Origin of the sequence: Halomicronema sp. CCY15110, assembly GCF_016888165.1 — a bacterium.
In the GTDB taxonomy this organism is placed as follows: domain Bacteria; phylum Cyanobacteriota; class Cyanobacteriia; order Phormidesmidales; family Phormidesmidaceae; genus Halomicronema.
Genome location: NZ_JACSWC010000261.1, coordinates 1 through 23,876, shown reverse-complemented (window position 1 = coordinate 23,876; position 23,876 = coordinate 1). Strand labels below are relative to the sequence as shown.

The window sequence follows — 23,876 nt, the reverse complement described above, 5'->3', positions numbered from 1 at the left end:
ACTGCCATCGCGCTAACGATAGCGACAATTTCTAAACCTTGAACCAATGAAGTACTCATCATAGTACCGCCTCCAAAAAATGCGATTAATCAATGGGGGCGCGTTCCTTCGGGAAATTCCCTACTTCCGTCCTCATCAGTCATCGATACAAAGAACAAAAGTCTGTGAGGGCAATGAGGATGAACGAAGTTTTGATGTATTTCTATTATTACTATTCCCACAACTTTTGTGGGCTAACTTTGTAAATTGTGAATATTTTCACCCTTTGACCACCTGGTAATCCTTAACCGTGGGCCGATTAGTCATTGCTCTATGGGGGATCTGTTCCTCGATGGCTGGGGGGCTGATGATTGCGATCGCGCCAGGGTGACCCCATCGACGCGTGACTGAACCGATGCGATCGCAGCACCGCATATATTAAGAGAGACGGTTGTTCGGCGGTCACTCCGGCCTACTCGGAGTCATCCAGCTTGCCAGAATTCTTCACGTCCACAATTCGCTTGAGTAGATTGAACCAAAAGCTAGATCCCATGGAAATGGCGAAGCCCGTAATAAACCAACCAACGACTCGTCGCGGCACCAAGGGGATAAACCAATTCGCCTGGGCAGCTTGCTGTTTGCTGGTCACGGCCTCGCCATAGCCGATGGGAATCGGCAACTGGTTGAGAGCATCATCCACTTGAGCTTCGATTTCAGCCATCGCTGCTGGATTCGCAGAGCCAATTTCTTCTGCCGCTTGATTAATCGCACTGCGAATGGCGGGATCTCGCGAGAGTCGATCAAGAATATGGAGCGAATCAGCATTCAATGAGATCGCGATCGCGATCCCGATCAGCAAGGCCACGGCTTTTGCATTGCGTTTGTAAACGCCTTGGGAACGATCCATGCCGCGATTAAACCAGCTTTCAACTTCTTGGCCCAACGACTTCACATCAGTCTCTAGGTCAGAGAGATAAATTTTCAAGTTGCTGACTGAGTCATCAGCCAAATTCTGCATCGTGTTGAGCACCGTATCACTAGCTTTGGCCGCTAATGAGCTGCCCGCCTTGTCGGCTAACGACAGCAGGGTCGATTGCAAACTTTGCGGGATACCGTGGTTGTCGATCCGCTCAAAGATGGCTCGCACTCGGCCGCCGTCTTTACCGGCCAGACTTTTTAACTCTTGGTAAACGGGGCTTTGGCGATCGACCACCGACACTAACTCTGCCAGACTAGGCTGAATCCGCTTCAACAAGGCCGCTTTATCCAACGTGGTGCTGGCTAACGCTTGCTTGAGAAACTCTAGCCGCCGCATAAATGTCTCAGTCAGGTGGTGATTGTCCGGCAGCGCTACCTGAGCCGCTACGGTAAATTCATCCAACCGGAGAATCAAGCGGTCAATGGTTTCCGATAGGGTGGTGCGCTTCTCCCGAAAATCATGAACCAGTTGACTGACCGATGCCTCTAACGTGCGAAACTCGGCGTTCAACAAAAACTCGTTGGCGGTGCTGGCCCGCAAGTCGTTGACCATGCGATTTAGCGGTAGCATCAACTGCTCTTCCGTAAATCGCCCTAAGCGACTTTCCAGCAGCACTGTGCGCAAATCTTCAATCTGTAAATTATCGAGCAGGGCTTGGGAAAAGGTTTTTGCGGGAATGTATGAAGGGCCGCTCGTTTTATTCCCAAACACATTGCGGGTACGGGTGACCAGTCGATAAAGTCGGCCAGCGGCTTGATTGATGAGGCGAAAGAAGTGGGCGATCGGGCCGGTGGCTTCTTGATTGAGACTGCGCACCAGCGGCGTGTCATACAGGCGATCGGCAAAGGCTTCAGCCGCGGCTTTACTGGTGGGGTCATTACCCGCAATCAATACTTCAATTGACCGCTTCAAATGCTCTGCCCGCCATTGCAAAAGCGTGCCAATAATTTCCTGTATTTCACTCGCCAAGAGGCTAAGGGCAAAGTAGATGAAGACTAAGCCGAGAACAACTTCTAGGATGAACGGGATAGACATATCAGTTCTGTGGTACGAACACCCAATAAACAGAGGATTGATGTAACAACAGCGCCCTGGTAATTCAGGCACGGTGTTAATGCTGCCAACAGTGCGCCAGCCTCTTGGTCAGGGGCACCCTTGATGGTTGATCCATGGTTGCCCATTTGATGATTTTGCCATCACCTCAGTAACTGGGCAGAATGGGGGGCTAGGCGGGGCGACTGGCTTTGGAAAAGGCCAATACGAGCACGATACGGTGATGAAGAGTGGCGCTGATCAGGTTACTCATGGCGTGCAGATTACCCAACCTCTCAACTGTTTTGCCTTAAGCAAACAACTCGTTTAGGCGCTAAGCGAGTTGCTAGTTTAGTTGTCGCCTTCATCATCCACCCCCAACTGCTTGAGATGAATATGTTTGCGACCCAGGGAAATTTCGAACTCATCACCGGGCTCAAGCCCCATCTGCTTGGTGTATGTAGAGCCGATTAACAAGTTGCCATTGGACTGCACCGTAATCCGGTAGCTGGCACTGCGGCCGCCTCGTCCATTTGGACTTTGCTCACTATCAAGTTCAATTCCTTCGGCGGCAATCAGCGCGTTCATGAATTTCATCATGTTGACGCGCTCAGTCCCTTTTTTGGTAATGGTGTAGTAACCACACGCCCTGGCTTTTTCCTCTTTAGTTAGACTTTCTAACTCTTTGACTTTTTGAACTAAAGCTTGCCCGGTCAGCATTTCGATATTTTGAATTTCGGCCATTGTTGATGTCTCACAATCTACAACAGTGCAGCACGCAGAGTGAAAAATAGTTGAAGTCGGTGCAGTTGTCTCACCTACCGCCACCAACTGTAATCCTAAATTTCAAATTTAGATCTCTCCCATCCGGTTTCTTAGCATTAAGGTTAATTATGAGAAATTGAACCCGATGATTTAACCGCTGATTTGATGCACGTTTCAAGAATCGAATGTTAACGCAAAATTTCCCAGGTGGATGGTGATTTCGTGATAACTGCTGGAAAATGATGAGGCTACGTGTTGGGCTGGGGTTCGCCACTATCTGATTGTCTAGCTAGTGTTTTCTGTCGCTGCCGACAATGATTAAAACCATTTTTCTGCCACCCGTTGGTTTTTCTGCTGCCCGTTGGTAGGGGCAGAGAGGGCGGCTAATTAGATGTGGCCGGATTCCATTGGCCGGATTCCATTGGTGGTTATGGGCGATCGCGGCGTGGTGCCCCATGACCGGACTGCGATCGCGAGGGTCGCTAACTGATACGTTGTTGAATGTGGGTCATGACTGGACTCAATACTGTTTTTCTACGAGTGGGCGGTCGTTGTTCGATCCTGATTTGCTCGGGAAGTTGGTTATGGCGCACCCAAATTTGCGAGGGTGGCAATGGTTAAGGGCGGACATCTGGCTTGGGAGGACGATCCGCCAGCCAACATGGGGATGCCCCCGTTGACGATGGCTCGCTCGACTCCATGTTCTACTGCGACGTGCTTATGAAACTGACTAAGCGGGGCCACTACAGCGTTAAAGCATTGTTGGATTTGAGTTTGCAAGCGCCGGGCCACTTGGCTTCGGTGAAGGCGATCGCCCAACGTCAGAACCTCCCTGCCCCCTATTTGGAAAAGTTGCTCATTGAGTTACGGCGGGCCAATTTGGTGGTTTCAGTGCGGGGAGTACAAGGGGGATATCGGTTGGCTCGACCGGCGGCAGATATTTCACTCGGAGAAATTTTGGCGGCAGTGGGCGAAACCGCGTCACCACTTCGCAGCTATGCCCCGGATATCTCACAGGCTGAAGACTGGGTCACCTTCAGCATTTGGAAGCGGCTCCATGAAAAGATGAAGGAAGCTGTGTATGGCATTTCCTTAGAGGATTTGTACTACGACGCGCGCAGTTGGCAAGCATCCCAAGGAGAGAATGCCAGTTTTGTGGTGTAGTTGGCCGATCGCGATTCCGCTCTTCGGGTGCCTCATCGACTTTGTGGTGGGTGACCCTTGGCATTGGCTGCATCCGGTGCAGGTGATGGGGTGGGCGATTCAGCGCTACCAAACCTGGGTGTTCAAAACGATGGCCTCGGCCTGGAGACAACGGGGAGCCGGGATCCTATTGGGTATTGGTTTACCATTGGTGAGCGGCGCGATCGCGGTGGGGCTCGTGCGCTTAGCCCAGTCCATTCATCCCCTATTGGGCGGGGCGATCGCCGCCATCATATTTGCCAGTTGCCTGGCGGCGCGGAGTTTAAGGCGTGCTGCCGAAGAAGTTTTACAGCCGCTCGCAGACGGCGATTTGTCCACGGCACGAACCCGCCTAGCACTATACGTGGGTCGCGATACGGATCAACTTTCGGAAGCGGCGGTGCTGCGGGCGGTGATGGAAACCATTAGCGAGAATGCCACTGATGGGGTGATGGCACCGCTGTTCTATGGACTCTGGGGATTTGCGATCGCGCCTGCTTGGGGAGTGGGGGCGGCGATCGCCTATAAAGCCCTCAGCACCTTAGACTCGATGATTGGTTATCAAACTGCGCCCTATCAAGACCTCGGCTGGTTTAGTGCTCGTAGCGAAGATGCGGTGACTTGGCTGCCCTGTCGGCTCACGGTGGTGACGATTGCCCTGCTGTCGGGCCAGCCCCGCCGCGTGTGGCAGCTGTGTTGCCGGGACGCCGTTGCGGATCCGAGCCCTAACGCGGGGTGGAGCGAGTGCGCCTATGCTGCTGCCCTAGGGGTGCAACTGGGGGGGCTGAACACCTATCGGGGCGAAGTCAAGCGGAAGCCGCTGCTCGCCGAGTCCCTGCGCCCCATTACCCCCGGTGTCATTCAGCAGGGGCTGCAACTGACCCGTTGGGCTGTGTGGTCGTGGCTACTGGTGGGCGGCATATTGCTGGGGGGGCGCTACACGTTCATCGGTTGCCCATGACTGTAGAGCGCCCCTGTCTCGAATGCGGAAGATTTGGCCCCCGGATCTCTATCAGGGTTTCGCAGTCTTAGTTTAGAGTTTGAGAGGATGCGATCGATCGGCGCTCTACTGCTTGTCGGCCCCCAGCCCTGGTAACCATAAAACCTATGACCAGCTTTGTTGAACTGCTGTCTCCAGAAGAAATGCGACGCACCATTAATCGATTGGCGTCGGAGATTGTGGAGCGGACGAGTGCGCTGGATCAGCTGGCGCTGGTGGGCATTCATACGCGGGGTGTGCCGTTGGCTTACCTGCTAGCTGAGCAAATTAAGCATTTAGAACAGCAGACGGTGCCGGTGGGGACGCTGGACATCACGTTTTACCGCGATGATCTCGATAGCATTGGCATCCGCACCCCAGAGCGGACTGAGATGGAGTTTGACCTTGCTGGCAAAACGTTGGTGTTGGTCGATGATGTGATCTATAGCGGGCGGACGATTCGCGCCGCGATGAATGCGGTCAATGATTACGGTCGTCCCGACATGATTCAGCTAGCGGTGCTGGTCGATCGCGGTCATCGGCAAGTGCCCATTCACCCGGATTTTGTCGGCAAAACGGTACCCACCGCCAGAGACGAAGCGGTGAAAGTATTTATGACAGCGATCGACGGCTATGATGCCGTGCAGCTCATCCGCCGCGACGCCAGTCTTTAACTCCGGCTAGCCAGCGGCGCGATTACGCCGATGTGCCCATTAGCGACCCAGCGCTTCCCAAGTTTTGACTTGGGTGATCGGTGTTGGTTCAGGCTGTAGGGCGTCACGTTCCCATTGCGATCGCACGATTACCGCACTAACGATGCCAGTGATGATGACTAACAGCACAATGCTGGCTTGGGTTAGGCGCAGCGATCGCACCGAGGGGGTGTAAATCGTGAGGTGGGAAGCCATAACAGTCCTCCTGCTCGTTGAAGGTCAGCTCAGCCGAGCCCCGCCACGTACGCATGCCGAGGGAGACGAAGCAAGAGCAACGCCATCGATATGTGGCCTGCTAACCCTGCTGGATCCGCCCTCAAAAATTAGCTCTGGGCTCTACATTTCAAGTCTAGAGAGCGGAGGTGCCTTGAGATCACTGATGCAACAGGGGTGAATATTTTTTAACGCGATGCAATATTTTCATGGATCTGAGTTCGGCGTAAATTGCGTCATCTTCCCGTCAAGGCGTCAATTGACCGGCCTCACCGTTAACCTTCACGCAATGGCGAAATTCTTGATTTGCGCCGCCTATTCCGAACCCGTTGGGAATAGGCGGCGCTACCTGTGCAGTGCCTCGCTCTGAAACAAGGGAGCGATCGCGGTCACACAGCATAGTCGGGGACAGTTCCCTCTCAGTTCGACCGATATGATGGCGCTGAGAACCGAGGGCACCGTCCCCTAAACTCGCCTTCCCGCTGCTGGTCGCGGTTATTCGGCTAGGCGGTGCTGGCGGCGACTTTCGCGGCGCTCTTGAAACCGGCCCTGATGGTCTTCACGGCGCTGTTCCATGCGTTCCGAGAGGTCTGTGCGTTGCTCCGGGGTCAGCACATTGCGCACCGCGAGCATGTTTTCAAACCGCAGGTCAGCAACTTCGCGGTGTAGGGTTTGAATCTCTGCGTGCTGGGCCCGGAGTTCCGCCTCAGAGGCGGTGCCCGACATCAGGTCATGCATCGTTTCGCGTTCGGTTCTGAGATTGGCGTGCAGGGCCTGCATGGTGTCGCGATCGCCCTCGCGAATCGCGCGAATTTGTGCGACCTGTGCTTCGCTGAGATCCAGGGTTTCAATCAAGTGCTCGGCGTGATCACCCCGATGGCCTGCGCCCAGGCCATGACCACCCTCCATCCCAGGGCGGCCACCGCCTTGGGCTTGCAACTGAGAGGCGCTGAAACCGACCACTACGGGCACAGCGAGGGTCGCGATCGCGATTAAAGACAACGTTCTACGGTTCATAAGAAATCTCCAAAATCAATCATCAAAAACTAATAAGGCGTGGCGTAGACCGATGCCAACCAATCAGGCTGAGTCGTATCCAGCGGTAGGCGCACCTCATCGTCGTAGGCACTGCCATACCAGGTGTCGGCCAAAAACACTTCCACCTCTGACGCCGAAGCCGTCGGCAAACTAGGTACCGTGGAGCGCCCAACGACCCAGCCCCCGACCCCCAGCACTAGCGCTGCTGCTACCGCTGGGATGGCCCATCGTCGCGGCTGAGTCAGCACTGGCGGCGAAGACAGTGGTGTCAATTGGGCCATCATTTGCGCCTCTAACTGAGGCGCAGCGGGGGGCGGGGCCGGACGATGGCGACGCAAGAAGTCAACCAGGCGATCGTCGTCGGGAGGGTTAGGCGGCAAGGTCATAGCTGAATCCCTTCTTGTTGCAAAAACGTCCTCAAGGCTGAGCGGGCATGGTGCAGCCGTGACTTCACCGTGCCCTTGGGAATGTGCAAAATACTGGCGACTTCTTGCTGGGGCAAATCTTCGAGATCGTGCAGGACGATCACGGCGCGATGCTCCCAAGACAAGGTTTGTAGCCCCCGCTGCACCACGTCTTCGTAATGCAGTTGGGTCAGAGTGGACGGCTCTGCCGATGGCGCAGGGGGAACTGGCAGGGACTGCGATCGCGCTTGGCCTTGGGCACGGCGGCGATCGGTCGCCACATTCCAGGCAATGCGATACAGCCAAGTCGAAAACTGGGCCGATTGCCGAAACTTAGGTAATCCCTTCCAGGCGCGGAAAAAGACCTCTTGCACCAGATCATCCAACTCCGCTGCCCCACAGAGCTGAAACAGCGTCCCCCGCACCTGCCGCTGATATCGACGATAAAGGATTGGAAATGCCGATCGCTGTCCACGCAAACATTGCTGAATGAGGTCAGCATCGGGCATTGGTAGCGCCGACATTGCTGACTCCGGTGAGGTCACAGTCACAGATGATGCCCCAGCTCATGATGTGGACGTCCCTTTAGACTGGGGGGCGATCAAAAAGGTTCAATCAAGTCTCCGTTGCAGACTGAAAAAGTTGGTAGCGGCTGGCTGGCCAATGGCCCGAGGCGATCGCTATTAACGCTTCAGGCCGGGCGATCGCATGATCATGTGGCCGACCAGACCGTCTGGATTATTCGGTGGCACTGCCTGTTAGCGCATTTTTCAAGCTCAGCCAAGCATTTCGCAGTTGCCAAGCCCGGTTGGCCTCCATCACCCTAATCGTTTCATGGGCATTGTCGAGGCAGACCTGTATCTGCTGAACCTCGGCATCGCACCTTTCTCGCTGCTGCTGCATCTCTACTTTGAGCTGTTGAATCTCCGCCTTGAGCTGGCGCTTTTCCGTTTGGCAGTAGTTATAGGCCCGCCAATCCTCTAATACCCAGGCCCGATAGACGGCTTCATCAACATCCGTGGCGAGGGTCGCTTCCCAGTTTTGGGGCGTCGGCAAGTCTGCGGCTTGCTGCAGCGCCGCGTACACCTCCAGCGTTTCCGGAAAATGACGCGCTAACAGCGTGGGACGATGGGTGTCATTAATCTGTTTGTGCATCACCGCTGGGTCAAATAGCGGCTGGTCGGGCACGCTCAACGGGACTTGCAACTTATGTCGCAACTGTTCGATAAAGCCAGCTTCATGGGTCTTCAACACATCGCAGTGAAAGAGGAAGCAATCGTCGGGATATTGCTGGTAAAACTCTAAAACCGCTCGATTGTAAGTCAGCCAGACTTCGACGGCGAAATTCGGATTGTTGATAAACGCTGGATCACTGCGAGTAAACAAAGAGTCCAGCACTTCCCAAGGGGCTCGGTAGGGCAACACCACTTTGGCTTCAGGCAGTAGCTGCTTCCAAAAATTGAGCAATAGGGTCGTGCGCGGCTCTTTCCAGCCCCACAGGTCATGAGCTTGTTGGCGGCGATCGCACAGGGCTTGGGCACGCGGCCACAACTGCTCTGGCACCGCCAACTGACCCACGGTTAACCAACCCTCAGAACTCAGTCCCAGAGCCGTCAAAATATCAATATGCAGCGTGAGGAAATCTCGATCCTCAAAATGTCCTTTAGGATTACTGGCTGCTGCGCCGAGTAATTGGTCGCCGATGAAGACCCCAGCTTGCTGAAGAATTGAGGCCGTCAGTGACGTGCCTGACCGATGCATCCCAGCGATCATCACCGCCTGCGAATTGGGTTGAGCCGGGTTAGCCATCGTTAAAGCTCCTCAATCTAACGCCGCGATCGCGCATGAAACTGCCAAACTCAGTCGATTGCAAGCACTCGTCAGACCACCGTTGCCGTTGCCGCCAGCTGGGCGACTGGCCAGCAAATTAAGCGAGTAGTCAGACTCATGCTTGCATAACTGTCAGCTCAGCTTAGGGTAGATGGGGCCATCTGCAAAAGCTCAGCACGACAGCCGACCTAATCGCCACCTTCCAGCTCAGCAGTGGTGACGGCCAACTGCTCAGTTTGGTTGCCCCGTTTGACCTTGAGGCGTAGCGTCTGGCCGACCCGGCTGTCTTCCACCCGCCGTTGCAGCACATCCGCCGAGGCGATCGCTTCACCGTCGATTTCCAACACCACGTCGCCCCGGCGTAGTCCGGCCTCCGCAGCGGGCGTATTGGGCACCACGCGGATCACCAAGACCCCAGCTACTTCTGGCAAGAGGACGCCCGCATTGGGATCTTCGTTGTTGCGACGGGCAATATCTGGCGTGAGGGTCGCGATTTGCACGCCGAGATAAGGGTGGGCGATGCTTTCACCCGCCACCAACTGATCCTTGATTTCCTTCGCCTTGTTGATGGGAATCGCAAAGCCAATGCCCATGGCATCGGCGCGAATGGCGGTATTGATGCCAATCACTTCCCCGTTTTGGTTCAACAATGGGCCACCCGAGTTGCCCGGGTTAATCGCCGCATCGGTTTGAATAAAGTCCAAGCGCTTGTCGGGAATGCCCACCGACGCACTGGAACGCTTGAGGGTGCTGACGATCCCCAAGGTAACGGTGTTGTCTAAGCCGAGGGGATTGCCCACCGCGATCGCCCAGTCGCCTACTTTAATCGCATCAGAGTTGCCTAATGCCGCCACCGGCAGCAATTCGTCGTCCGCCTCAATTTTAACGACGGCTAGATCGGTCACGCTATCCTGGCCTTCCACCACGCCCTCGTAACTGCGGCCATCCTTTAAGGTTACCGTGACGCGATCGGCCCCATCCACCACGTGAGAATTGGTGAGGATATCGCCTGCCGCCGAAATGATGAAGCCAGAACCTTGACCCCGTAGCAGTTCTTCCTGGGGATAGCGGGGCAAGCCATTAGGTCCCGCAAAGCCTCGAAAGAAGGGATCGTCGAAAAATAAATCCGGCGTCTCGCGCACCACTGTGGTTTCGGTATCGATGCGCACTACGGCGTCGCCGACCTGCTCGACTGCCAGCGCCACAAAGCTGCGGGGCGGCGTCGGCACGGCGACCTCCTCAGTCACCGATTGCGCCATTGCGGCGGACTGACCCGTTACCAGCGTCACACAGGCCACTAACGCGATCGCAACTAACCGCACTATCAGCTTTTGCCAGGAATGCCACCAAGCCATCACTGCCATTACTCTCTCCGAAGGTGTTGAATTAAGCCTAAAGCTTTGCCGCAGAACCCGCTGCGAAAGCTAGTATGTTGACTGTCTTGTCTCATAGTAACTAGCTACGATAATGAACCCGTTAGTCGCCTGCCAAGCCGGGATTGCCGAATCTTGGGACGGCATTGGTCAGCGTACAGCAAGACTTGGTCAAGGTCATTACAGACTCGATTTGTCTAGCCACAGGTTCGCCCTCACCCTAAATTCCTCTCCCAAAGCTCAGAAAAGGACTTGTTCGGCCCCCTCCTCCCAAAACTGGGAGAAGGGGCTGAGGAATGTAGACACAGAGCGGTTTTCCGTAGGGGGGCTGGGGGCGCGAAGAAGAAGTAGGATGAATGCTTTGATCAAGGTCGTTACAGACTGCATAGTCCTCAGGTCACTTTGACCTCATATCCCTGATTTGATGTTGTTCACTGGTTACTCTTTGTTGTTATGACCCATATCCACCGTCCTGCCGGAAAATATCGTGCGGCTTTATTATCTTTGACGGGCTGCTTGGCCGTATTAGGGCTAGCTCTCAGCAGTTGTTCTCCGACGACTGCTGAGAGCAGCGGCGGCAGTACAGAGTTGGCGGCTGATGCGCCCTATGAAGCCCGCCTGGCCAGTCATCTGACGGCCCAAGAGGCCACCATGTACGGAGCCTTTTGGTGTCCTCACTGTCAAGATCAGAAGGCATTATTCGGTGATGCCGTTGACGAAGTGCCCTATGTGGAATGCGACCCCGAGGGCGAAAATGCGCAGCCGGAACTGTGCCAAACCAAAGAAATCCAGGGGTATCCCACTTGGGAGATCGAGGGCGAACTGTATCCCGGTACCCGCTCGCTGGAAGAACTGGCGCAGCTGTCTGGATTTGAAGCCCCGTCAGGTAACTGACCCGCTCGTATTGCTGAAGGAATGTATATGGCGATCGCCAAACCGAACCGCTCATCAGAAGACATTGCGCCGACCTCGGCAATCTCGCCGTCCTCGCCAGCGGCTGCCCCGCATACCCATGATGCCCCCCATGCCCATGTTCATGATCCAGAGTCGTTGCAGCGCATCCTGAATCGCTTTGCCCGAATTGAAGGACACATTCGCGGCATTAAGACCATGATTCAAGAAAGCCGTCCGTGTCCGGATGTGCTGGTGCAAATTGCCGCGGTGCGGGGTGCCCTGGATCGCGTAGCCCGCATCATTTTGGATGAACACTTGAGCGAATGCGTTACCCGCGCTTCCCAAGAAGGCAACATTGAAGCCGAAATTGAAGAACTCAAAGCCGCGCTGGATCGGTTTTTACCGTGAGCGGGCAAGGGCACTTCCTCGACAGGGAGAGGGGCGATCGCGCCGGGGAGATAACCGAACCTTTCAGACTAAGCTGCTTTGATAGCCTATAGTCAAGACAAAAGATGACTGAGCGCTCAATGATTCTCCAGTTTCTTGAATGTTTGGCTGGGAGCAATCAAAGGTCTGAGAGATGTATTTGCTGAATGCTGGTGAGTCTCGTTAGGCTCTCGGCGATGGCAGTAATTTTTAGCAGCTTAGGTAATTGTCAGCCGGTTAGGAGGGGATGTTTGGATGGCTGCCACTGATTTTAAAGACTATTATTCGACCCTGGGCGTGAGCAAGTCCGCCAGTGCTGACGACATCAAGCGCACTTTTCGCAAATTGGCCCGGAAGTATCACCCCGACGTGAATCCTGGTGACGAAGCCGCCGAGGCCAAGTTCAAAGAAATCAGTGAAGCTTACGAAGTCTTGTCAGACAGTGATAAACGCCAAAAATACGATCAGTTTGGTCGTTACTGGCAACAGGCGGAGAGCGCGGGCAGCTATGGCGGTAATGCCGCAGATTTTGGCGGTTTCGACTTTAGCAATTACGGCAGTTTTGACGAATTTATCAATGAATTACTAGGTCGCTTTGGGGGCGGTCCTGGGGCTTATGGTGCGCCGACCGGGCGATCGCCGGGGGGCTATACGTCCTATCGCACTTCGCCGCGCGGCGGTTTTGGCAACAGCTTTGATGGCTTCCCCACGGCAGGAGCGCCGAGCCAGCAATCCTTTGACCAAGAGGCTAAGATCTCTCTCACCCTGAGTGAAGCCTTTCACGGCACCCAAAAGCGCCTCAAAATTGGCGAGGATGAAGTGGAAGTGCGCATTCCGGCAGGGGCCAAGCAGGGGACGAAAGTGCGGCTGCGGGGCAAGGGACAACTGAATCCCTATTCGAAGCAGCGGGGCGACATTTACCTGATTGTCAATTTGCTGCCGCACCATATCTTTCAATTTGAGGGCGAAAATTTGGTGTGTGAAGTGCCGATCGCCCCTGATGAGTCGGTATTGGGCGGCAAAATTCAGGTGCCGACCCCCGATGGCTCTGTCACCATGAATCTACCCCCCGGCGTGAAATCGGGTCAGTCGCTGCGGCTGCGGGGCAAGGGGTGGCCCAGTCCCAAAGGGGCACGGGGGGATCAGCTGGTGCGCGTTGTCATCACGCCGCCCAAAACCCTCACCGAGCAAGAACGTGAGCTGTATGAAAAGATTCAGCGCGATCGCACCACTGACCCGCGCCGTCACCTGAGTCAGGTAAGGTTGTAGAGCAATCATCCTTTAAAGCGTTGCTCCCGCTGGCTCGGCGACTCCTGACGGAGCCCCCAATTAGTGGACTCAGAAGCCAGGAGTGAGCGATCGCCTGCGTGGAACTTTTGCCCTCGTTGATATTGTCCGATTTACCTGCCATTGCCCATGACTCGCAGCCCAGTTATGCCGTCTAATTACGAGCTTGAACAAGAAGCGTGGTGGGTGCAGCGTTGGGTCGATCTGCTCAACAACTACCGCTTCAAAAAACGGCTGGAGCGGGGGCGTAAGTATGCCCGTGAAGGCAATATTCTCAACATCGAATACAAAGGCTCTAAGGTGATCGCGCTGGTGCAAGGCACTGCTGATGATCCCTACAAATTGTCTATTTGGCTCGATGCCTTTACCGACGAAGACTGGAACTATGTCATCGATAGTCTGGCGGTACATGCGTTGTTTTCGGCGCAACTGCTAGCGGGGGAAATGCCCGATGATATTGAGGGCGTCTTTACGGCTAATGGTTTGAGCCTGTTTCCGTTTCAGCTATCGGAAGTGCATTCCAAATGCGACTGCCCTGATCCCCAGAATCCCTGCAAGCACATCGCCGCAGTCTATTATCAGCTCGGCGACTTTTTTCGCGAAGATCCCTTCATTTTGTTTCAGCTGCGGGGGCGCGATCGCGGCCAAATTTTGGCGACCTTGCGGCAACAGCGTCAGCAGGCCGCAGCGGTAGAGGGCGGTGACAGGGCAGATGTAGATGCCGAGGCGAAAACGAGGCCCACGGAGGCCGCTGCCGAATCGGCGATCGCGCCAGCCCGCGCTGCTTATCCACCGGTCAATGTCGCCCAATTCTGGCAATATAACGAGCCGCTAGATCCATCTTTGGTGGTCATCACTCCGGCTGGCGAGACCGTGCTAGATGTGCTCGACTCGATTCCACTGCCCGTGAATGATGCCCGGATTGTGATGGCTCACCTGCGAGATTTGTACCAAACCGTGAGCCAACAAGCGGCGATGAAAGCCCTGTCGTTGCAGTCGGATGAGCCGTCGTAGGGGTTGCCGTTGTTGAGATTGATGTTTTCGGGTAGTCGGTGTCAATCAGGTCAGCCGATTGGGCAAACTGTCTTTGATGGCGGCAGTCAGTAATTTTGCGGAGTCCGCACCCGAGTGATCGGCCTGACTATGTCATCACACTTGAAATGGCTGGTAGGCAGGAAATCCTATGGGTTCGCATTTGACCGCTATGCAGCGATCGCAAATTGCCGAGGCGCTGACGCTGTCGCGGTTTCTGATTTCGCAGTCAGAGGGGGCAGAGCCCAGCCTGATTGAGCGGCGGCGCGATCGCATTCGCGAGATTCAAACGGCCCTGCAAGCCTGTGCCCACCCCATTAACCAGACGCCCGAACCGGGCCAAGCGATCCCCTTGCCAGTCCGGCAAGCGGTGGTTGAGTCAGCGTTATTAATCAGTCGTTATTTTGCCGTCGGGGGCAGCGGTTGGCGGGGGACGCTGCCTTCTAACACCCTCAGTCGGTACCATCCCGACCCGGTGCCCCCGAGTTGGTCAACGCCGGAGGGCATCGCCGCCATGGGGCGACAGTTCGCGCTGCCCGACGCCGTGATGGATGCGATCGTCGCCCAACTGGATCAGGTCGATGCGGACATTGCCCGCCAGCATTTGCTCATCGAGTCCGTTTTGCAAACCGTTGGCCTGTCTCTGGATAACGTTTTACCCCTGACGACTGAACCCTTTGTCTCCCTCTTTCAAGAACTGTTTGGGGGCATTTTGGTCAATCCCGACAAGCTGGATGTGGTGTTCACGCCGACTCAGCTGTACTTTTGTGTGGATTTCCCGGCGGTAGAAGATTTTGCTGGGTGGCGCGACCTGTGCCCCAAAGAGCATGAAAACGCGCTGCGGCAGCTCCATCAACGCCTGTCAGAATTTACGTTTCAGAAGTTTCAGCGGTTTCCCACCTTTGGTCCCTGTCAGCCGGCGGGCATTCGCGAGACCTGGGCGCAGGCGGTGAGCGATCGCTACAACGTCCAGTCGTCATCGCCGGTGCCCATCACGCCCGAACAGGTCATGCAGCGCTTATCCAAAAGCGTTGGGGTGCTGCCGCAAAAAGATGCCGAGATGTTTCTCGTCCACGATATTTGGGGGCACTACTGGCAACTGTTGTTCAGCCAATTCAACAGTGATTACACTGCCCTGGCCGACTGCGGCGAAGCCTTGCGAGCCCACGAAACGGCCTACACCCCGGCTGGCCCTTTGACTTGTGGCGAACTGTTTGAGTTTGCCGGGCCGTTGGTGTCGCTCAATGAAGAGAAAGCCGTGCAGTTTTTCCATGGGGAAGTGCGCCAGCGCCTGGGACTGCTGTTTACCCACCTGCTGGGAGAGTTGGTCGCCGACATTGCCGAATTCAAGTTCACCTTCACCAATCCCCAGGCGGCCCATCAACTGCCCAGTTCCTCCGCGTTTACCGACTATCCGGCCAATTTAGACCTGAGTCTGGCTGACTTAGATTTCTTGTTTTTGCGGGTGTTGCAACCGCTATTAGAGATTCATCTGTCGCCGATGGAAGCGTCGCCCCTCGAAATTGCACTGCTGGCCGACTCCCCGCTGATGGATGTGGGGGCCGACCAGATTCCGCGCTTAGAGGTGAATCTGAAGCAGGCGATCGCCCAAATGTACTCTTGCTTTTTGCAGGAATACGGTCGCCATTACTTGCCGACGGTCGAGAGCGAAGACAGTCTGTTTGCCGAAATTGCTGTCAATTTGCTGCACCTGCAAAACGTCATCAATACGCTCTACACCGACCCGCAGTTCACCCAACAGTCGCCGCTGCCGTTTCAAGATTTGCTGATTGTGTTTATCAGTCGCTTCTGTTCGGGCGATAGCTACGCCGAATTCTGGCAGGTCGACAACGTCTTGGCCGACTACTTCATTCCCTGTTGGCATTTGCTCAAGCAAGTGGCGGCAGAGACGTGATCACGTGGGCGGCGCGGTCGGGGCGACCCGGTGATCAACTACCCGGTAGACGCCCAAGGGGGCGTGACGGCCTTTGAGCACTAAGTCGCCCCACGCTTCGACGACAAAAGCATCGGCCAGGTAGTCAAGGGTGTCTTGACCGATCAAAATGCGGCAGGGTTCAGGCTGACGGCTTTTATCCACGCTTTCTAACCGCGAGGCAATGTTGACGCTGTCGCCGATGATGCCGTATTCCATGCGGTGGTGGCCGCCGAGACTGCCGACGACCACTGGCCCCGTGAAAATGCCCACCCGCATTTCTAAACGCGGGTGGGCGTATGCTTGGCGTTCTTGGTTGATCGTTTCCAGGCGAGTGGCCATGCCGAGGGCACAGGCGACGGCGGCTTGGGCGTCGGCCGCGATCGCGGCCGGGGTGGTGCTGGCGATCGGCACCCCAAACACCGCTAATAGCCCATCCCCGGTAAATTTGTTGACAATGCCGTGGTGGATACGGATTTCGTCCGTCATGGCTTCGAGGTAGTGGTTCAGCCATTCCAACAGTTGCTCGGGCGAGGTCGTTTCGGCCAGGGTGCTAAAGCCGCGCAGGTCGGTAAATAGCATGGTGGCGACCATGCCCCGGCCCGGTAATTTGCCCGATTTGATCAGGCGATCGCGATTTTCCCATAGGGCTTGGGCGATTTCTGGTGAGGCGTTCTGACCGAGGAGCACCTGCATCATTTGCCGTTGGCGAGAGGACTGCTGGGCCTGATAGGCCAAGACGACACCACTGGTGATCAACACCGTCAGGGCGGGGGCAATCACCGGCACCCAGCCTTGGGTGATAAACAGACCGTAGCTGCTCACGGCGATCGCGATAAACACGCCGGTTTCGCTCGCGGTCAACGTGATGGGGTGATGCAGATACCAGGCGAGGGTACCCCCCAGCAGCGCCCAGCCGAGACACCACAGCCATTCTTGCCAGGGGTGGCTCATCCCCATGAGGGGGCGATCGCCCAGGGCCAGGTCTAACCACTGGCTGACCATCTGCGCGTGGAGGATCACCCCCGGCATTTGGTGGCTGGCGTCGCTGGCTCCCCCCGTAAACGGGGTGTAAAACAAGTCTTTGAAGCTGGGAGCCGTAATGCCGATAAGCACGACTTTGCCGCGCACCCAATCGGGATCAACCTGATCATTCAAGACCGCTTGCAAGGTCACGGTGCGGGCTGGCGTCAGGCGATCGCGATAGTCCAGCATGACCTGATAGCCGTCATCGTCGATCCGAGCGTAGCCCCCCGACCCCGCCTGGAGGGGCCACAGCGTGGTGTCGCCGAGCTGCATGTAGTCAGAATTGGCGGAACTGGCCGTGGGGGCGATGTCTTGGGTCGCTAGATACCGCATCGCTAACTGCAGCGAAAAGGAAAACAGATACGGATGCTCGGGCAGGCCCACGGGTTCAGCCACTAGGAGCGCCCGTCGCACCTTGCCATCGGCATCGACCACCACATCGTTGAAGCTGACTTGACCGGGGGCGACCTCAGCGGGGGGCGGAATGCCGGGGCCACCGGTACTGTTGGACAGCTGCGCGATCACGATGACATTGTCCGCTTGCAGCGCTGCTCCCAACGCCTCGCGGCCCGGTGGCTTGGGAATGGCTCGAAACATATCGACCCCGATCGCGACGGGTTCGTGCTGCTGGATCTGGTTAATCGCGCGGGCGACGGTGCCGTCGGTGAGGGGAAACTCCGCTAAAGTCTCTAAATCTTCTTCGGTGACAGTCACAATCAGCAGCCGATCATCGGGCGGCAGCGATCGCGTCAGCTGCCGCAGGCGCATCATCTGGTCGTAAGTTTTGTGCTCCAACCCTTCGAGTAGCCCCACCTGCACCACCGCCGCCACGCCGGACGACAGCGCCAAACTCGCCACCCCAATCATCATCAGATTGGCCGATTGCGATCGCCACCAGCCACGACTACGCTGCATTGGCCCGGTCGCCCAAGATTTAAGGGATTTGAAAATCACCACGGATGCTGCCCTGGTTGAGAGGTTATCGTGCGCTCGCCCCCTCGCATGAGCTAGTGCGAGTTGGAGACATGCAACCGCCGCTTTAGTTGCGGATAATTGGCAATCATCACCGCCCTTGATGTATGACCGGGCAGCGGTGATGGTTGCATGGCTAACTCTACAGCCGAGCGTCTAAAAACTCCGGACGATGCGGATCTCGCCCCATGGCACCCCAGTTCATTGTATGAAATCTCACGGTCCGGCCTCGGGATGATTGCCAGTTGCCACCAGGTATGGGGACAGCGATCGCGCTGCGAGGGGACGGTTCCCTGTCGGATCCACCAATACGGTGGGGCTTAGTCCGAGGGAACCGTCCCCTGACTGGGCTCAGCAGGGCTAATTTATCGACTCACGATGCCTTAATTTTTGGTCAGCGCTTTTCTCAGGTAATCCTCAGCGTGGTCTGGCAAGGTAAGCTCAATCACCTGTGCAGCCTCACGGCGAGGTTGCATGAACCCTTGTCGATAGCATTACCAGTGAAGGATTTGAGAACTATCGAGCTTGAAATTCCGGCGGCGTGTGATCGCCTCGCCCTCGGTGGTGGCCCTTACCGCGATCGCCGCCATGGCCCACGCCGGACTGCTGGTGGAATTTCAACAATCGCGGCTCCCCAGTCGGCAACTGTCGTCAAACCGGGCTAGTTAAGGTAGCCTGATGCCTCGCCTCGCCAACCTTTCGGTGAGGTTGGGGCGACTCCAAAACCGTTTTCTGAGTGTTCGTCTGATTTCACGATTTTCTGCTTATGTTCATCACAGCTATGACTTGGATGCTCCTAGCGGGCTACGGCGGCGTCATTTTCTACCTGGTGCGCCAGACCACCCCCCAGCGAGTCACCGCCCCCGAATTCTTTGAAGGCCAGTCCAGCAGCGGCAAAGCGCCCGGGATGTGGCTCCTGGTGGCCAGCGCTGCCATCTCCTGGATTTTTGCCAAATCTATCGACAATGCGGCCACCCTGGGCAATGCCTTCGGCGTGTTGGGCGGCATCGGCTACAGCATTTACTACCTGAGCTTTGTCACCGCCGCGATCGCCCTCTATTTCATTCGCACGCGGGGCGGCTATCGCTCCATTCCCGAGTTTTTGGCAACTAAATATGGCCTCGTCTGCTCGCGCCTCTTTTTGATTGCGATCGCCATTCGTCTGATCAACGAAGTGTGGTCAAACACCAAAGTTTTTTCCCTGTATTTTGGAGCCGAGGGCAGCGCGGGTTACTGGCTGGCCGCCCTAGTCGTCACGGCCTTCACCGTGTTTTACAGTCTCCTCGGCGGCTTGCGGAGTAGCCTGCTGACGGATGGGGCGCAAATGCTGCTAGCTGCCGTGCTGTTAGTGGTGATTCTCGCCACGCTCGGGCCGGGCCTGGTCAGCCAAGGACTGCCAACGGTAGATGCCGACACGCGCCTGGCGGGGTTGACCTTTTGCGGGCTAGCCTTTGTCCAAATTTTCAGCTACCCCTTTCACGACCCCGTGATGACCGATCGCGCCTTCATTACCGGGCCGCGCACCATGGTCAAAGCCTTCATCTGGGCGGGCCTGATCAGCGGCGGCTTCATTCTGTTGTTCAGCTCTGTGGGCCTCTATGCCCGGGCCTTTGGGGTGGAAGGCGCGCCCAGCTATACCGTGCCCGCCCTGTTCGGCCTACCGATGCTGCTAGTGTTCAATGCCATCATGCTCACCAGTGCGGGCTCAACGCTGGATTCCACCTTTTCGAGCGTGGCGAAACTGGGCGCGCGCGACTGGGATAACCGCAAAGGTCAACCCACCGAGAGCCAAGCCTTTATCGGTCGCTGGTGGATTGTGGCGATCGCCCTCCTCGGCAACCTGCCCTTACTGGGCATTTATATGGGCGATCAGCTCGGCCCGGCCATCATCATGGCGACCACCATTAGCGGCACCATGGTCATGGGCTTGGCCCCCATCTTTCTCCTGGCCTTTTTGCGCGGTGCCGGGGCCTTGAGCTTTCATCTCGCCTTTTGGCCGGGCCTGATCTTTGGGGTTTTGCGCGTGTTGGAAAGTGCCTTGAGCACCAGTATTTTTCCCACCTGGTTGAGTTTGGGGGGCGGCAAATATGCGCTGGATTTAGGGGTGAATGTGTACGGGCTGTTGCTCTGTACGGCGGGCTATCTGGTCGGGGCCTGGTGGGGCCGCCGCGATCGTCGAAGCAATGATGCCGCCAGCAGGGAGGGCGATCGCGCTCCCCACGTCACCTAACCGCAGGTGGCAGTCGCGTGTTGTGCTGCTCTGATCGTGCTCGCCGGGGGCACATTCTTTAACTCACGACTTTTCGATAATTTCAGTGAGGCCGTTCATCGACTGCCTATAATGAGGGTTTGTTTGTGTCGCCCATTTCTCAATTCCATGGCCCAAAACGAGTCACCCAAACCCGATCAGAGCGCGTCTACCCTCGATGAAATCCGGGCGGCCCGACTGCAAAAGGTGCAGCAGCTCACGGAAGCAGGACTTACCCCCTTTGCCTATCGTTGGGACAAGACCCACAGCGCGGCTGAGTTGCAGGAAAAGTATCAGGACTTGGCGGCGGGTGCAGAAGTTGAGGATGAAGTGGCGATCGCGGGTCGCATCCTGGCCCGGCGGGTCTTTGGCAAACTCGCGTTTTTCAATATTCAAGACGAGAGCGGCCCCATCCAGCTTTATCTGGACAAGAAGGTGATTCGCGACAGCATGGCCGATAATCCTGATGCCTTTAACCAGGTGAAACAGCTCACCGACGTGGGTGACTTTATCGGCGTGCGCGGCACCCTCAAGCGCACTGACAAAGGCGAACTCTCCGTCAAAGTGCAAAACTACGCCCTGCTCACCAAGTCTTTGCTGCCCCTGCCGGATAAATGGCACGGCCTGACCGACGTTGCCAAACGCTACCGCCAACGCTACGTCGATCTGATTGTGAATCCTGACGTGCGCGACACCTTTCGCAAGCGGGCGCTGATCACCTCCGGCATTCGCCGCTTTTTTGAAGATCGGGGCTTTCTCGAAATTGAAACTCCCGTGCTACAAAGCGAAGCGGGGGGGGCGGAAGCACGGCCTTTCACCACCCACCACAACGCGCTGGATCTGCCGCTGTATCTGCGCATCGCCACCGAACTGCACCTCAAGCGCATGGTCGTGGGCGGCTTTGAAAAGGTGTTTGAAATTGGCCGTATCTTCCGCAACGAAGGCGTCTCCACCCGCCACAACCCTGAGTTCACCAGTATTGAGGTGTACGAAGCCTATGCCGACTATCACGACTTCATGACCATGACGGAAACCCTGATCGCCCAGGTTACGGAGTCCGTGTTGGGTACCACCAAAATCACTTACCAAGACCAGACCATCGACCTCACGCCCCCCTGGCGACGGGCCACCATGCACGAACTGGTGCAAGAAAAAACGGGTCTGGACTTTGAGCAGTTAGACAATCTCGCCACTGCTAAAGAGAAAGTCATGGCCCTCGGCATTACCGATTTGGACGGCTGCGATTCGATCGGGCGGTTACTCAACACCGTGTTCGAAGAAACTGTCGAAGCGGATCTCATCCAGCCTACCTACGTCATCGATCATCCCGTTGAAATTTCGCCGTTGTCGAAACCCCACCGCAGCAAACCCGGTGTGGTCGAACGGTTTGAACTGTTCATTGCGGGGCGCGAGACGGCTAATGGCTTCTCGGAGTTGACCGACCCCATCGATCAGCGATCGCGGTTTGAGGCCCAGGCTGCCCGCAAGGCCGCTGGCGATCTTGAAGCGACGGGAGTGGACGAGGACTTTCTCACGGCACTGGAGTACGGGATGCCCCCCACCTGCGGTCTCGGTATCGGCATCGATCGCTTCGTTATGCTCCTCACCGACAGCCCCAGCATCCGCGATGTCATCGCCTTTCCGTTGTTGAAGCCTGATCGCGCCGCCGATAGCGATAGCCAACCGACTGACGACGCTTAAGCGTGGTGGGCATCGACAGGCGAGAGATGGCCGAGCTTGTGAGCAGATGCGTCGAGAAGGCCCGACCGTGGGTACAATTTGTCTGTTATCGCTGCCCCACGGGAGCGCTGTAGGAGAACACGGGGAATACCATGCCAAGAACACCCAGCGAATATATTGTCCACTTGCTGTTTGATGGCGGCCATCATCAAGAGGTCAAGTTTGCGACGATTCAAGAATTCCAGAAATGGTATAGCTCCGACTTGATGCCCAAACAGTCGGACGACGCCTTTATTAATGTGCCGATTCCCAAAATCAATCCTGGCGAATACATGGTGATTCGACCCTCGAAGCTCTTGGCGATCCGGGTGGAACCCGTCTTTAGTTCTAGTGTCGAACGGTTCTAATGCAGCATTTGTGGAGAAATGGGTTAGTCGGGGCGATCGCGCTCTCGGGTTTAGTCGGCCTCGCCTGGCTGAGTTCAGCGTCGCAGTCAGTCACGGCGACCCCAGTGACTGCCGCCCAAGCCACTGAAGCGATTGAAGACGGCGAGATCGCGCCATCCCTGCCCCTGACGTCGCTAGATCACTGGCCCGATACGGCGCTAGCGGATGATTTGCTGTGGCAGGGAGATGCATCGGCGGCGCAATTGCGATTGTTAACCGCGATCGCCCATAGCCTCAGCTATCTCGACACCCCAGCCGCGAGGGAAGCCTATGCCAACTATCCCATTGAAGGGCTGACCCGCGATCGGGTGCGCCGCAGTCTGCAACGCTTTCGGACACTGGTATTGACCAGCGCCTCACCGGCGGAGTTGCACGCCGCTGTGCAGCGAGAGTTTGAGCTGTATCAATCAATTGGCAACGACGGTGCGGGCACGGTTCATTTCACCGGATATTTTGAACCCACCTATGCGGCCAGTCGCGTCCCCACGGCAGAATATCGTTATCCCTTGTATCAACGGCCGGCGGATTTGGAAGAGTGGACGTTGCCCCATCCTACCCGCACCGAGCTAGAGGGCAAAGACGGTCTGCAAAGTGCCAACGGCCCACTCAAAGGTTTGGAACTAGTGTGGATGCGCGATCGCCTCGAAGCCTTTCTCGTACAGGTGCAAGGCTCGGCCCGGTTGCGCCTGGCCGACGGCAGCTTCATGTCGGTGGGCTATGCCGGACGGACGGAGTATGACTACGTCAGCCTTGGCCGCGAACTGATCAACGATGGTCAAGTGCCCGCCGAGGGCATGACCCTGGAGCGGCTGCTCGCCTTTTTCGCTGCCCATCCCGCCACGCTCAGCGAATACATCCCTCGCAACGATCGCTTCGTGTTCTTTCGAGCAACCGCTGGTGGCCCCCCCACCGGAACCTTTTCCGTACCCGTTACAGCGGGCCGCTCCATCGCGACGGATAAAGCGATTATGCCGCCCGGTGCCCTCGCCCTCATCACCCTCGACTGGCCCATCCCCGGTGCTGACGGTGATTGGCAGGCCACTCCCATCAGTCGTTATGTCCTCAATCAAGACACCGGGGGGGCGATTCAAGGACCAGGGCGCGTTGATATTTATGTGGGCAGCGGCGACGCGGCGGGTGCCCAAGCCGGACAAGTCAACACCGATGGTCAACTCTTCTTTCTGCTGCTAAAGGAGTAGTCCTAGTTACGCCACTCACTGCAACCGATACCAGTGCTTTACAGTATCTCCATCTGGGGGACGAGGACGGTGGGGGTTCCTAGAGCTATGCCCCCATGGAAAGCTGTTGTCAGAGACAAACACCTTCTCCCATTAAGCCGCGTCGATCTCTTTGGAATCGTTTGGGTGGCTGGCAGAGCTCACTGGTGCAGAAAAGTTTTGGGAGCAAAGTATCGGTAGTCTCATCGTGAGAAAGTCGTCACTTTC

At 56.5% G+C, this 23,876-nt stretch carries 22 protein-coding genes and 1 riboswitch; of the genes, 13 read left to right on the top strand and 9 right to left on the bottom strand.

The window, feature by feature from the left end; all coding sequences use genetic code 11:
• Window positions 1-97: 97 nt before the first annotated feature.
• A riboswitch (Glutamine riboswitch) is annotated at window positions 98-188 on the bottom strand.
• A 263-nt stretch (window positions 189-451) separates the two neighbouring features.
• Window positions 452-1,993 carry a hypothetical protein gene (locus JUK32_RS10635; protein WP_204138830.1) on the bottom strand — a complete coding sequence of 514 codons (1,542 nt, stop codon included), beginning with the start codon at window positions 1,991-1,993 and terminating at the stop codon, window positions 452-454.
• Between the two features lie 348 nt (window positions 1,994-2,341).
• The gene (locus JUK32_RS10630) at window positions 2,342-2,734 is read right to left on the bottom strand and encodes an AbrB family transcriptional regulator (protein ID WP_204138829.1); all 393 of its coding nucleotides are present in this window, start codon (window positions 2,732-2,734) and stop codon (window positions 2,342-2,344) included.
• A gap of 741 nt (window positions 2,735-3,475) precedes the next feature.
• Between JUK32_RS10630 and JUK32_RS10625 the strand changes: the two genes are divergently transcribed.
• The 3 genes from JUK32_RS10625 to pyrR all read left to right on the top strand — a co-directional run bounded on the left by JUK32_RS10625 (window position 3,476) and on the right by pyrR (window position 5,590).
• Window positions 3,476-3,919, top strand: coding sequence for an RrF2 family transcriptional regulator (locus JUK32_RS10625; protein ID WP_204138828.1), 444 nt, complete (start codon window positions 3,476-3,478; stop codon window positions 3,917-3,919).
• The gene (gene cbiB, locus JUK32_RS10620; RefSeq protein WP_204138827.1) at window positions 3,900-4,898 is read left to right on the top strand and encodes an adenosylcobinamide-phosphate synthase CbiB; all 999 of its coding nucleotides are present in this window, start codon (window positions 3,900-3,902) and stop codon (window positions 4,896-4,898) included. Before JUK32_RS10625 ends, cbiB begins: the two co-directional genes overlap by 20 nt.
• Window positions 4,899-5,044: 146 nt before the next feature.
• Complete coding sequence (pyrR, locus tag JUK32_RS10615) at window positions 5,045-5,590, top strand: bifunctional pyr operon transcriptional regulator/uracil phosphoribosyltransferase PyrR (protein WP_204138826.1); 546 nt, start codon at window positions 5,045-5,047, stop codon at window positions 5,588-5,590.
• Between the two features lie 39 nt (window positions 5,591-5,629).
• On the opposite strand, the gene JUK32_RS10610 is transcribed toward pyrR, so the two are convergent.
• The 6 genes from JUK32_RS10610 to JUK32_RS10585 form a co-directional block, all read right to left on the bottom strand.
• A complete protein-coding gene (locus tag JUK32_RS10610) occupies window positions 5,630-5,824 on the bottom strand; it encodes a hypothetical protein (RefSeq protein WP_204138825.1) in 195 nt (64 codons plus the stop codon).
• 513 nt (window positions 5,825-6,337) lie between these two features.
• Window positions 6,338-6,859, bottom strand: coding sequence for a Spy/CpxP family protein refolding chaperone (locus JUK32_RS10605; RefSeq protein ID WP_204138824.1), 522 nt, complete (start codon window positions 6,857-6,859; stop codon window positions 6,338-6,340).
• 29 nt (window positions 6,860-6,888) lie between these two features.
• The gene (locus JUK32_RS10600; protein WP_204138823.1) at window positions 6,889-7,266 is read right to left on the bottom strand and encodes a hypothetical protein; all 378 of its coding nucleotides are present in this window, start codon (window positions 7,264-7,266) and stop codon (window positions 6,889-6,891) included.
• A complete protein-coding gene (locus JUK32_RS10595) occupies window positions 7,263-7,808 on the bottom strand; it encodes a sigma-70 family RNA polymerase sigma factor (protein ID WP_204138822.1) in 546 nt (181 codons plus the stop codon). The genes JUK32_RS10600 and JUK32_RS10595 overlap by 4 nt, the downstream gene beginning before the upstream one ends.
• 214 nt (window positions 7,809-8,022) lie before the next feature.
• Window positions 8,023-9,093 carry a sulfotransferase family protein gene (locus tag JUK32_RS10590; RefSeq protein WP_204138821.1) on the bottom strand — a complete coding sequence of 357 codons (1,071 nt, stop codon included), beginning with the start codon at window positions 9,091-9,093 and terminating at the stop codon, window positions 8,023-8,025.
• Between the two features lie 209 nt (window positions 9,094-9,302).
• Window positions 9,303-10,478 (bottom strand): HhoA/HhoB/HtrA family serine endopeptidase, encoded by a 1,176-nt coding sequence (locus JUK32_RS10585; protein WP_204138820.1) that lies wholly within the window; start codon window positions 10,476-10,478, stop codon window positions 9,303-9,305.
• A gap of 462 nt (window positions 10,479-10,940) precedes the next feature.
• On the opposite strand from JUK32_RS10585, the gene JUK32_RS10580 reads away from it, so the two are divergent.
• The 5 genes from JUK32_RS10580 to JUK32_RS10560 all read left to right on the top strand — a co-directional run bounded on the left by JUK32_RS10580 (window position 10,941) and on the right by JUK32_RS10560 (window position 16,041).
• Entirely contained in the window at window positions 10,941-11,381 is a 441-nt protein-coding gene (locus tag JUK32_RS10580) for a protein disulfide isomerase family protein (protein ID WP_204138819.1), read from the top strand.
• Window positions 11,382-11,408: 27 nt separating this feature from the next.
• Window positions 11,409-11,789: a metal-sensitive transcriptional regulator gene (locus JUK32_RS10575; protein ID WP_204138818.1), complete on the top strand. Its 381-nt coding sequence runs from the start codon at window positions 11,409-11,411 to the stop codon at window positions 11,787-11,789.
• A gap of 273 nt (window positions 11,790-12,062) precedes the next feature.
• Window positions 12,063-13,076: a DnaJ C-terminal domain-containing protein gene (locus JUK32_RS10570; protein ID WP_204138817.1), complete on the top strand. Its 1,014-nt coding sequence runs from the start codon at window positions 12,063-12,065 to the stop codon at window positions 13,074-13,076.
• 147 nt (window positions 13,077-13,223) lie between these two features.
• On the top strand, window positions 13,224-14,108 hold the full coding sequence (locus JUK32_RS10565; RefSeq protein WP_239112536.1) for an SWIM zinc finger family protein: 885 nt from the start codon (window positions 13,224-13,226) through the stop codon (window positions 14,106-14,108).
• A 169-nt stretch (window positions 14,109-14,277) separates the two neighbouring features.
• Complete coding sequence (locus tag JUK32_RS10560; protein ID WP_204138816.1) at window positions 14,278-16,041, top strand: hypothetical protein; 1,764 nt, start codon at window positions 14,278-14,280, stop codon at window positions 16,039-16,041.
• Here JUK32_RS10560 and JUK32_RS10555 read toward each other — a convergent pair whose 3' ends face one another.
• Complete coding sequence (locus tag JUK32_RS10555; RefSeq protein WP_204138815.1) at window positions 16,042-18,000, bottom strand: CHASE2 domain-containing protein; 1,959 nt, start codon at window positions 17,998-18,000, stop codon at window positions 16,042-16,044.
• A 582-nt stretch (window positions 18,001-18,582) separates the two neighbouring features.
• On the opposite strand from JUK32_RS10555, the gene JUK32_RS10550 reads away from it, so the two are divergent.
• The 5 genes from JUK32_RS10550 (at window position 18,583) to JUK32_RS10530 (ending at window position 23,630) form a co-directional block, all read left to right on the top strand.
• Window positions 18,583-18,726, top strand: coding sequence for a hypothetical protein (locus JUK32_RS10550; protein ID WP_204138814.1), 144 nt, complete (start codon window positions 18,583-18,585; stop codon window positions 18,724-18,726).
• 112 nt (window positions 18,727-18,838) lie between these two features.
• Complete coding sequence (locus JUK32_RS10545; protein ID WP_239112535.1) at window positions 18,839-20,287, top strand: Na+/proline symporter; 1,449 nt, start codon at window positions 18,839-18,841, stop codon at window positions 20,285-20,287.
• A gap of 147 nt (window positions 20,288-20,434) precedes the next feature.
• On the top strand, window positions 20,435-22,006 hold the full coding sequence (lysS, locus tag JUK32_RS10540) for a lysine--tRNA ligase (RefSeq protein ID WP_204138812.1): 1,572 nt from the start codon (window positions 20,435-20,437) through the stop codon (window positions 22,004-22,006).
• Window positions 22,007-22,137: 131 nt separating this feature from the next.
• Entirely contained in the window at window positions 22,138-22,392 is a 255-nt protein-coding gene (locus tag JUK32_RS10535) for a hypothetical protein (RefSeq protein WP_204138811.1), read from the top strand.
• Window positions 22,392-23,630: a murein transglycosylase A gene (locus tag JUK32_RS10530; protein WP_204138810.1), complete on the top strand. Its 1,239-nt coding sequence runs from the start codon at window positions 22,392-22,394 to the stop codon at window positions 23,628-23,630. The genes JUK32_RS10535 and JUK32_RS10530 overlap by 1 nt, the downstream gene beginning before the upstream one ends.
• Window positions 23,631-23,876 lie beyond the last annotated feature (246 nt).

Bases quoted from the DNA above. Each gene is read 5' to 3' on its own strand.
- JUK32_RS10555 (WP_204138815.1), bottom strand. From the start codon at position 18,000: ATGCAGCGTAGTCGTGGCTGGTGGCGATCGCAATCGGCCAATCTGATG.
- JUK32_RS10590 (WP_204138821.1), bottom strand. From the start codon at position 9,093: ATGGCTAACCCGGCTCAACCCAATTCGCAGGCGGTGATGATCGCTGGG.
- JUK32_RS10560 (WP_204138816.1), top strand. From the start codon at position 14,278: ATGGGTTCGCATTTGACCGCTATGCAGCGATCGCAAATTGCCGAGGCG.
- pyrR (WP_204138826.1), top strand. From the start codon at position 5,045: ATGACCAGCTTTGTTGAACTGCTGTCTCCAGAAGAAATGCGACGCACC.
- JUK32_RS10530 (WP_204138810.1), top strand. From the start codon at position 22,392: ATGCAGCATTTGTGGAGAAATGGGTTAGTCGGGGCGATCGCGCTCTCG.
- JUK32_RS10605 (WP_204138824.1), bottom strand. From the start codon at position 6,859: ATGAACCGTAGAACGTTGTCTTTAATCGCGATCGCGACCCTCGCTGTG.
- JUK32_RS10575 (WP_204138818.1), top strand. From the start codon at position 11,409: ATGGCGATCGCCAAACCGAACCGCTCATCAGAAGACATTGCGCCGACC.
- cbiB (WP_204138827.1), top strand. From the start codon at position 3,900: ATGCCAGTTTTGTGGTGTAGTTGGCCGATCGCGATTCCGCTCTTCGGG.
- JUK32_RS10610 (WP_204138825.1), bottom strand. From the start codon at position 5,824: ATGGCTTCCCACCTCACGATTTACACCCCCTCGGTGCGATCGCTGCGC.
- lysS (WP_204138812.1), top strand. From the start codon at position 20,435: ATGGCCCAAAACGAGTCACCCAAACCCGATCAGAGCGCGTCTACCCTC.
- JUK32_RS10635 (WP_204138830.1), bottom strand. From the start codon at position 1,993: ATGTCTATCCCGTTCATCCTAGAAGTTGTTCTCGGCTTAGTCTTCATC.
- JUK32_RS10630 (WP_204138829.1), bottom strand. From the start codon at position 2,734: ATGGCCGAAATTCAAAATATCGAAATGCTGACCGGGCAAGCTTTAGTT.
- JUK32_RS10570 (WP_204138817.1), top strand. From the start codon at position 12,063: ATGGCTGCCACTGATTTTAAAGACTATTATTCGACCCTGGGCGTGAGC.
- JUK32_RS10625 (WP_204138828.1), top strand. From the start codon at position 3,476: ATGAAACTGACTAAGCGGGGCCACTACAGCGTTAAAGCATTGTTGGAT.
- JUK32_RS10565 (WP_239112536.1), top strand. From the start codon at position 13,224: ATGACTCGCAGCCCAGTTATGCCGTCTAATTACGAGCTTGAACAAGAA.
- JUK32_RS10585 (WP_204138820.1), bottom strand. From the start codon at position 10,478: ATGGCAGTGATGGCTTGGTGGCATTCCTGGCAAAAGCTGATAGTGCGG.
- JUK32_RS10535 (WP_204138811.1), top strand. From the start codon at position 22,138: ATGCCAAGAACACCCAGCGAATATATTGTCCACTTGCTGTTTGATGGC.
- JUK32_RS10600 (WP_204138823.1), bottom strand. From the start codon at position 7,266: ATGACCTTGCCGCCTAACCCTCCCGACGACGATCGCCTGGTTGACTTC.
- JUK32_RS10595 (WP_204138822.1), bottom strand. From the start codon at position 7,808: ATGTCGGCGCTACCAATGCCCGATGCTGACCTCATTCAGCAATGTTTG.
- JUK32_RS10580 (WP_204138819.1), top strand. From the start codon at position 10,941: ATGACCCATATCCACCGTCCTGCCGGAAAATATCGTGCGGCTTTATTA.
- JUK32_RS10545 (WP_239112535.1), top strand. From the start codon at position 18,839: ATGACTTGGATGCTCCTAGCGGGCTACGGCGGCGTCATTTTCTACCTG.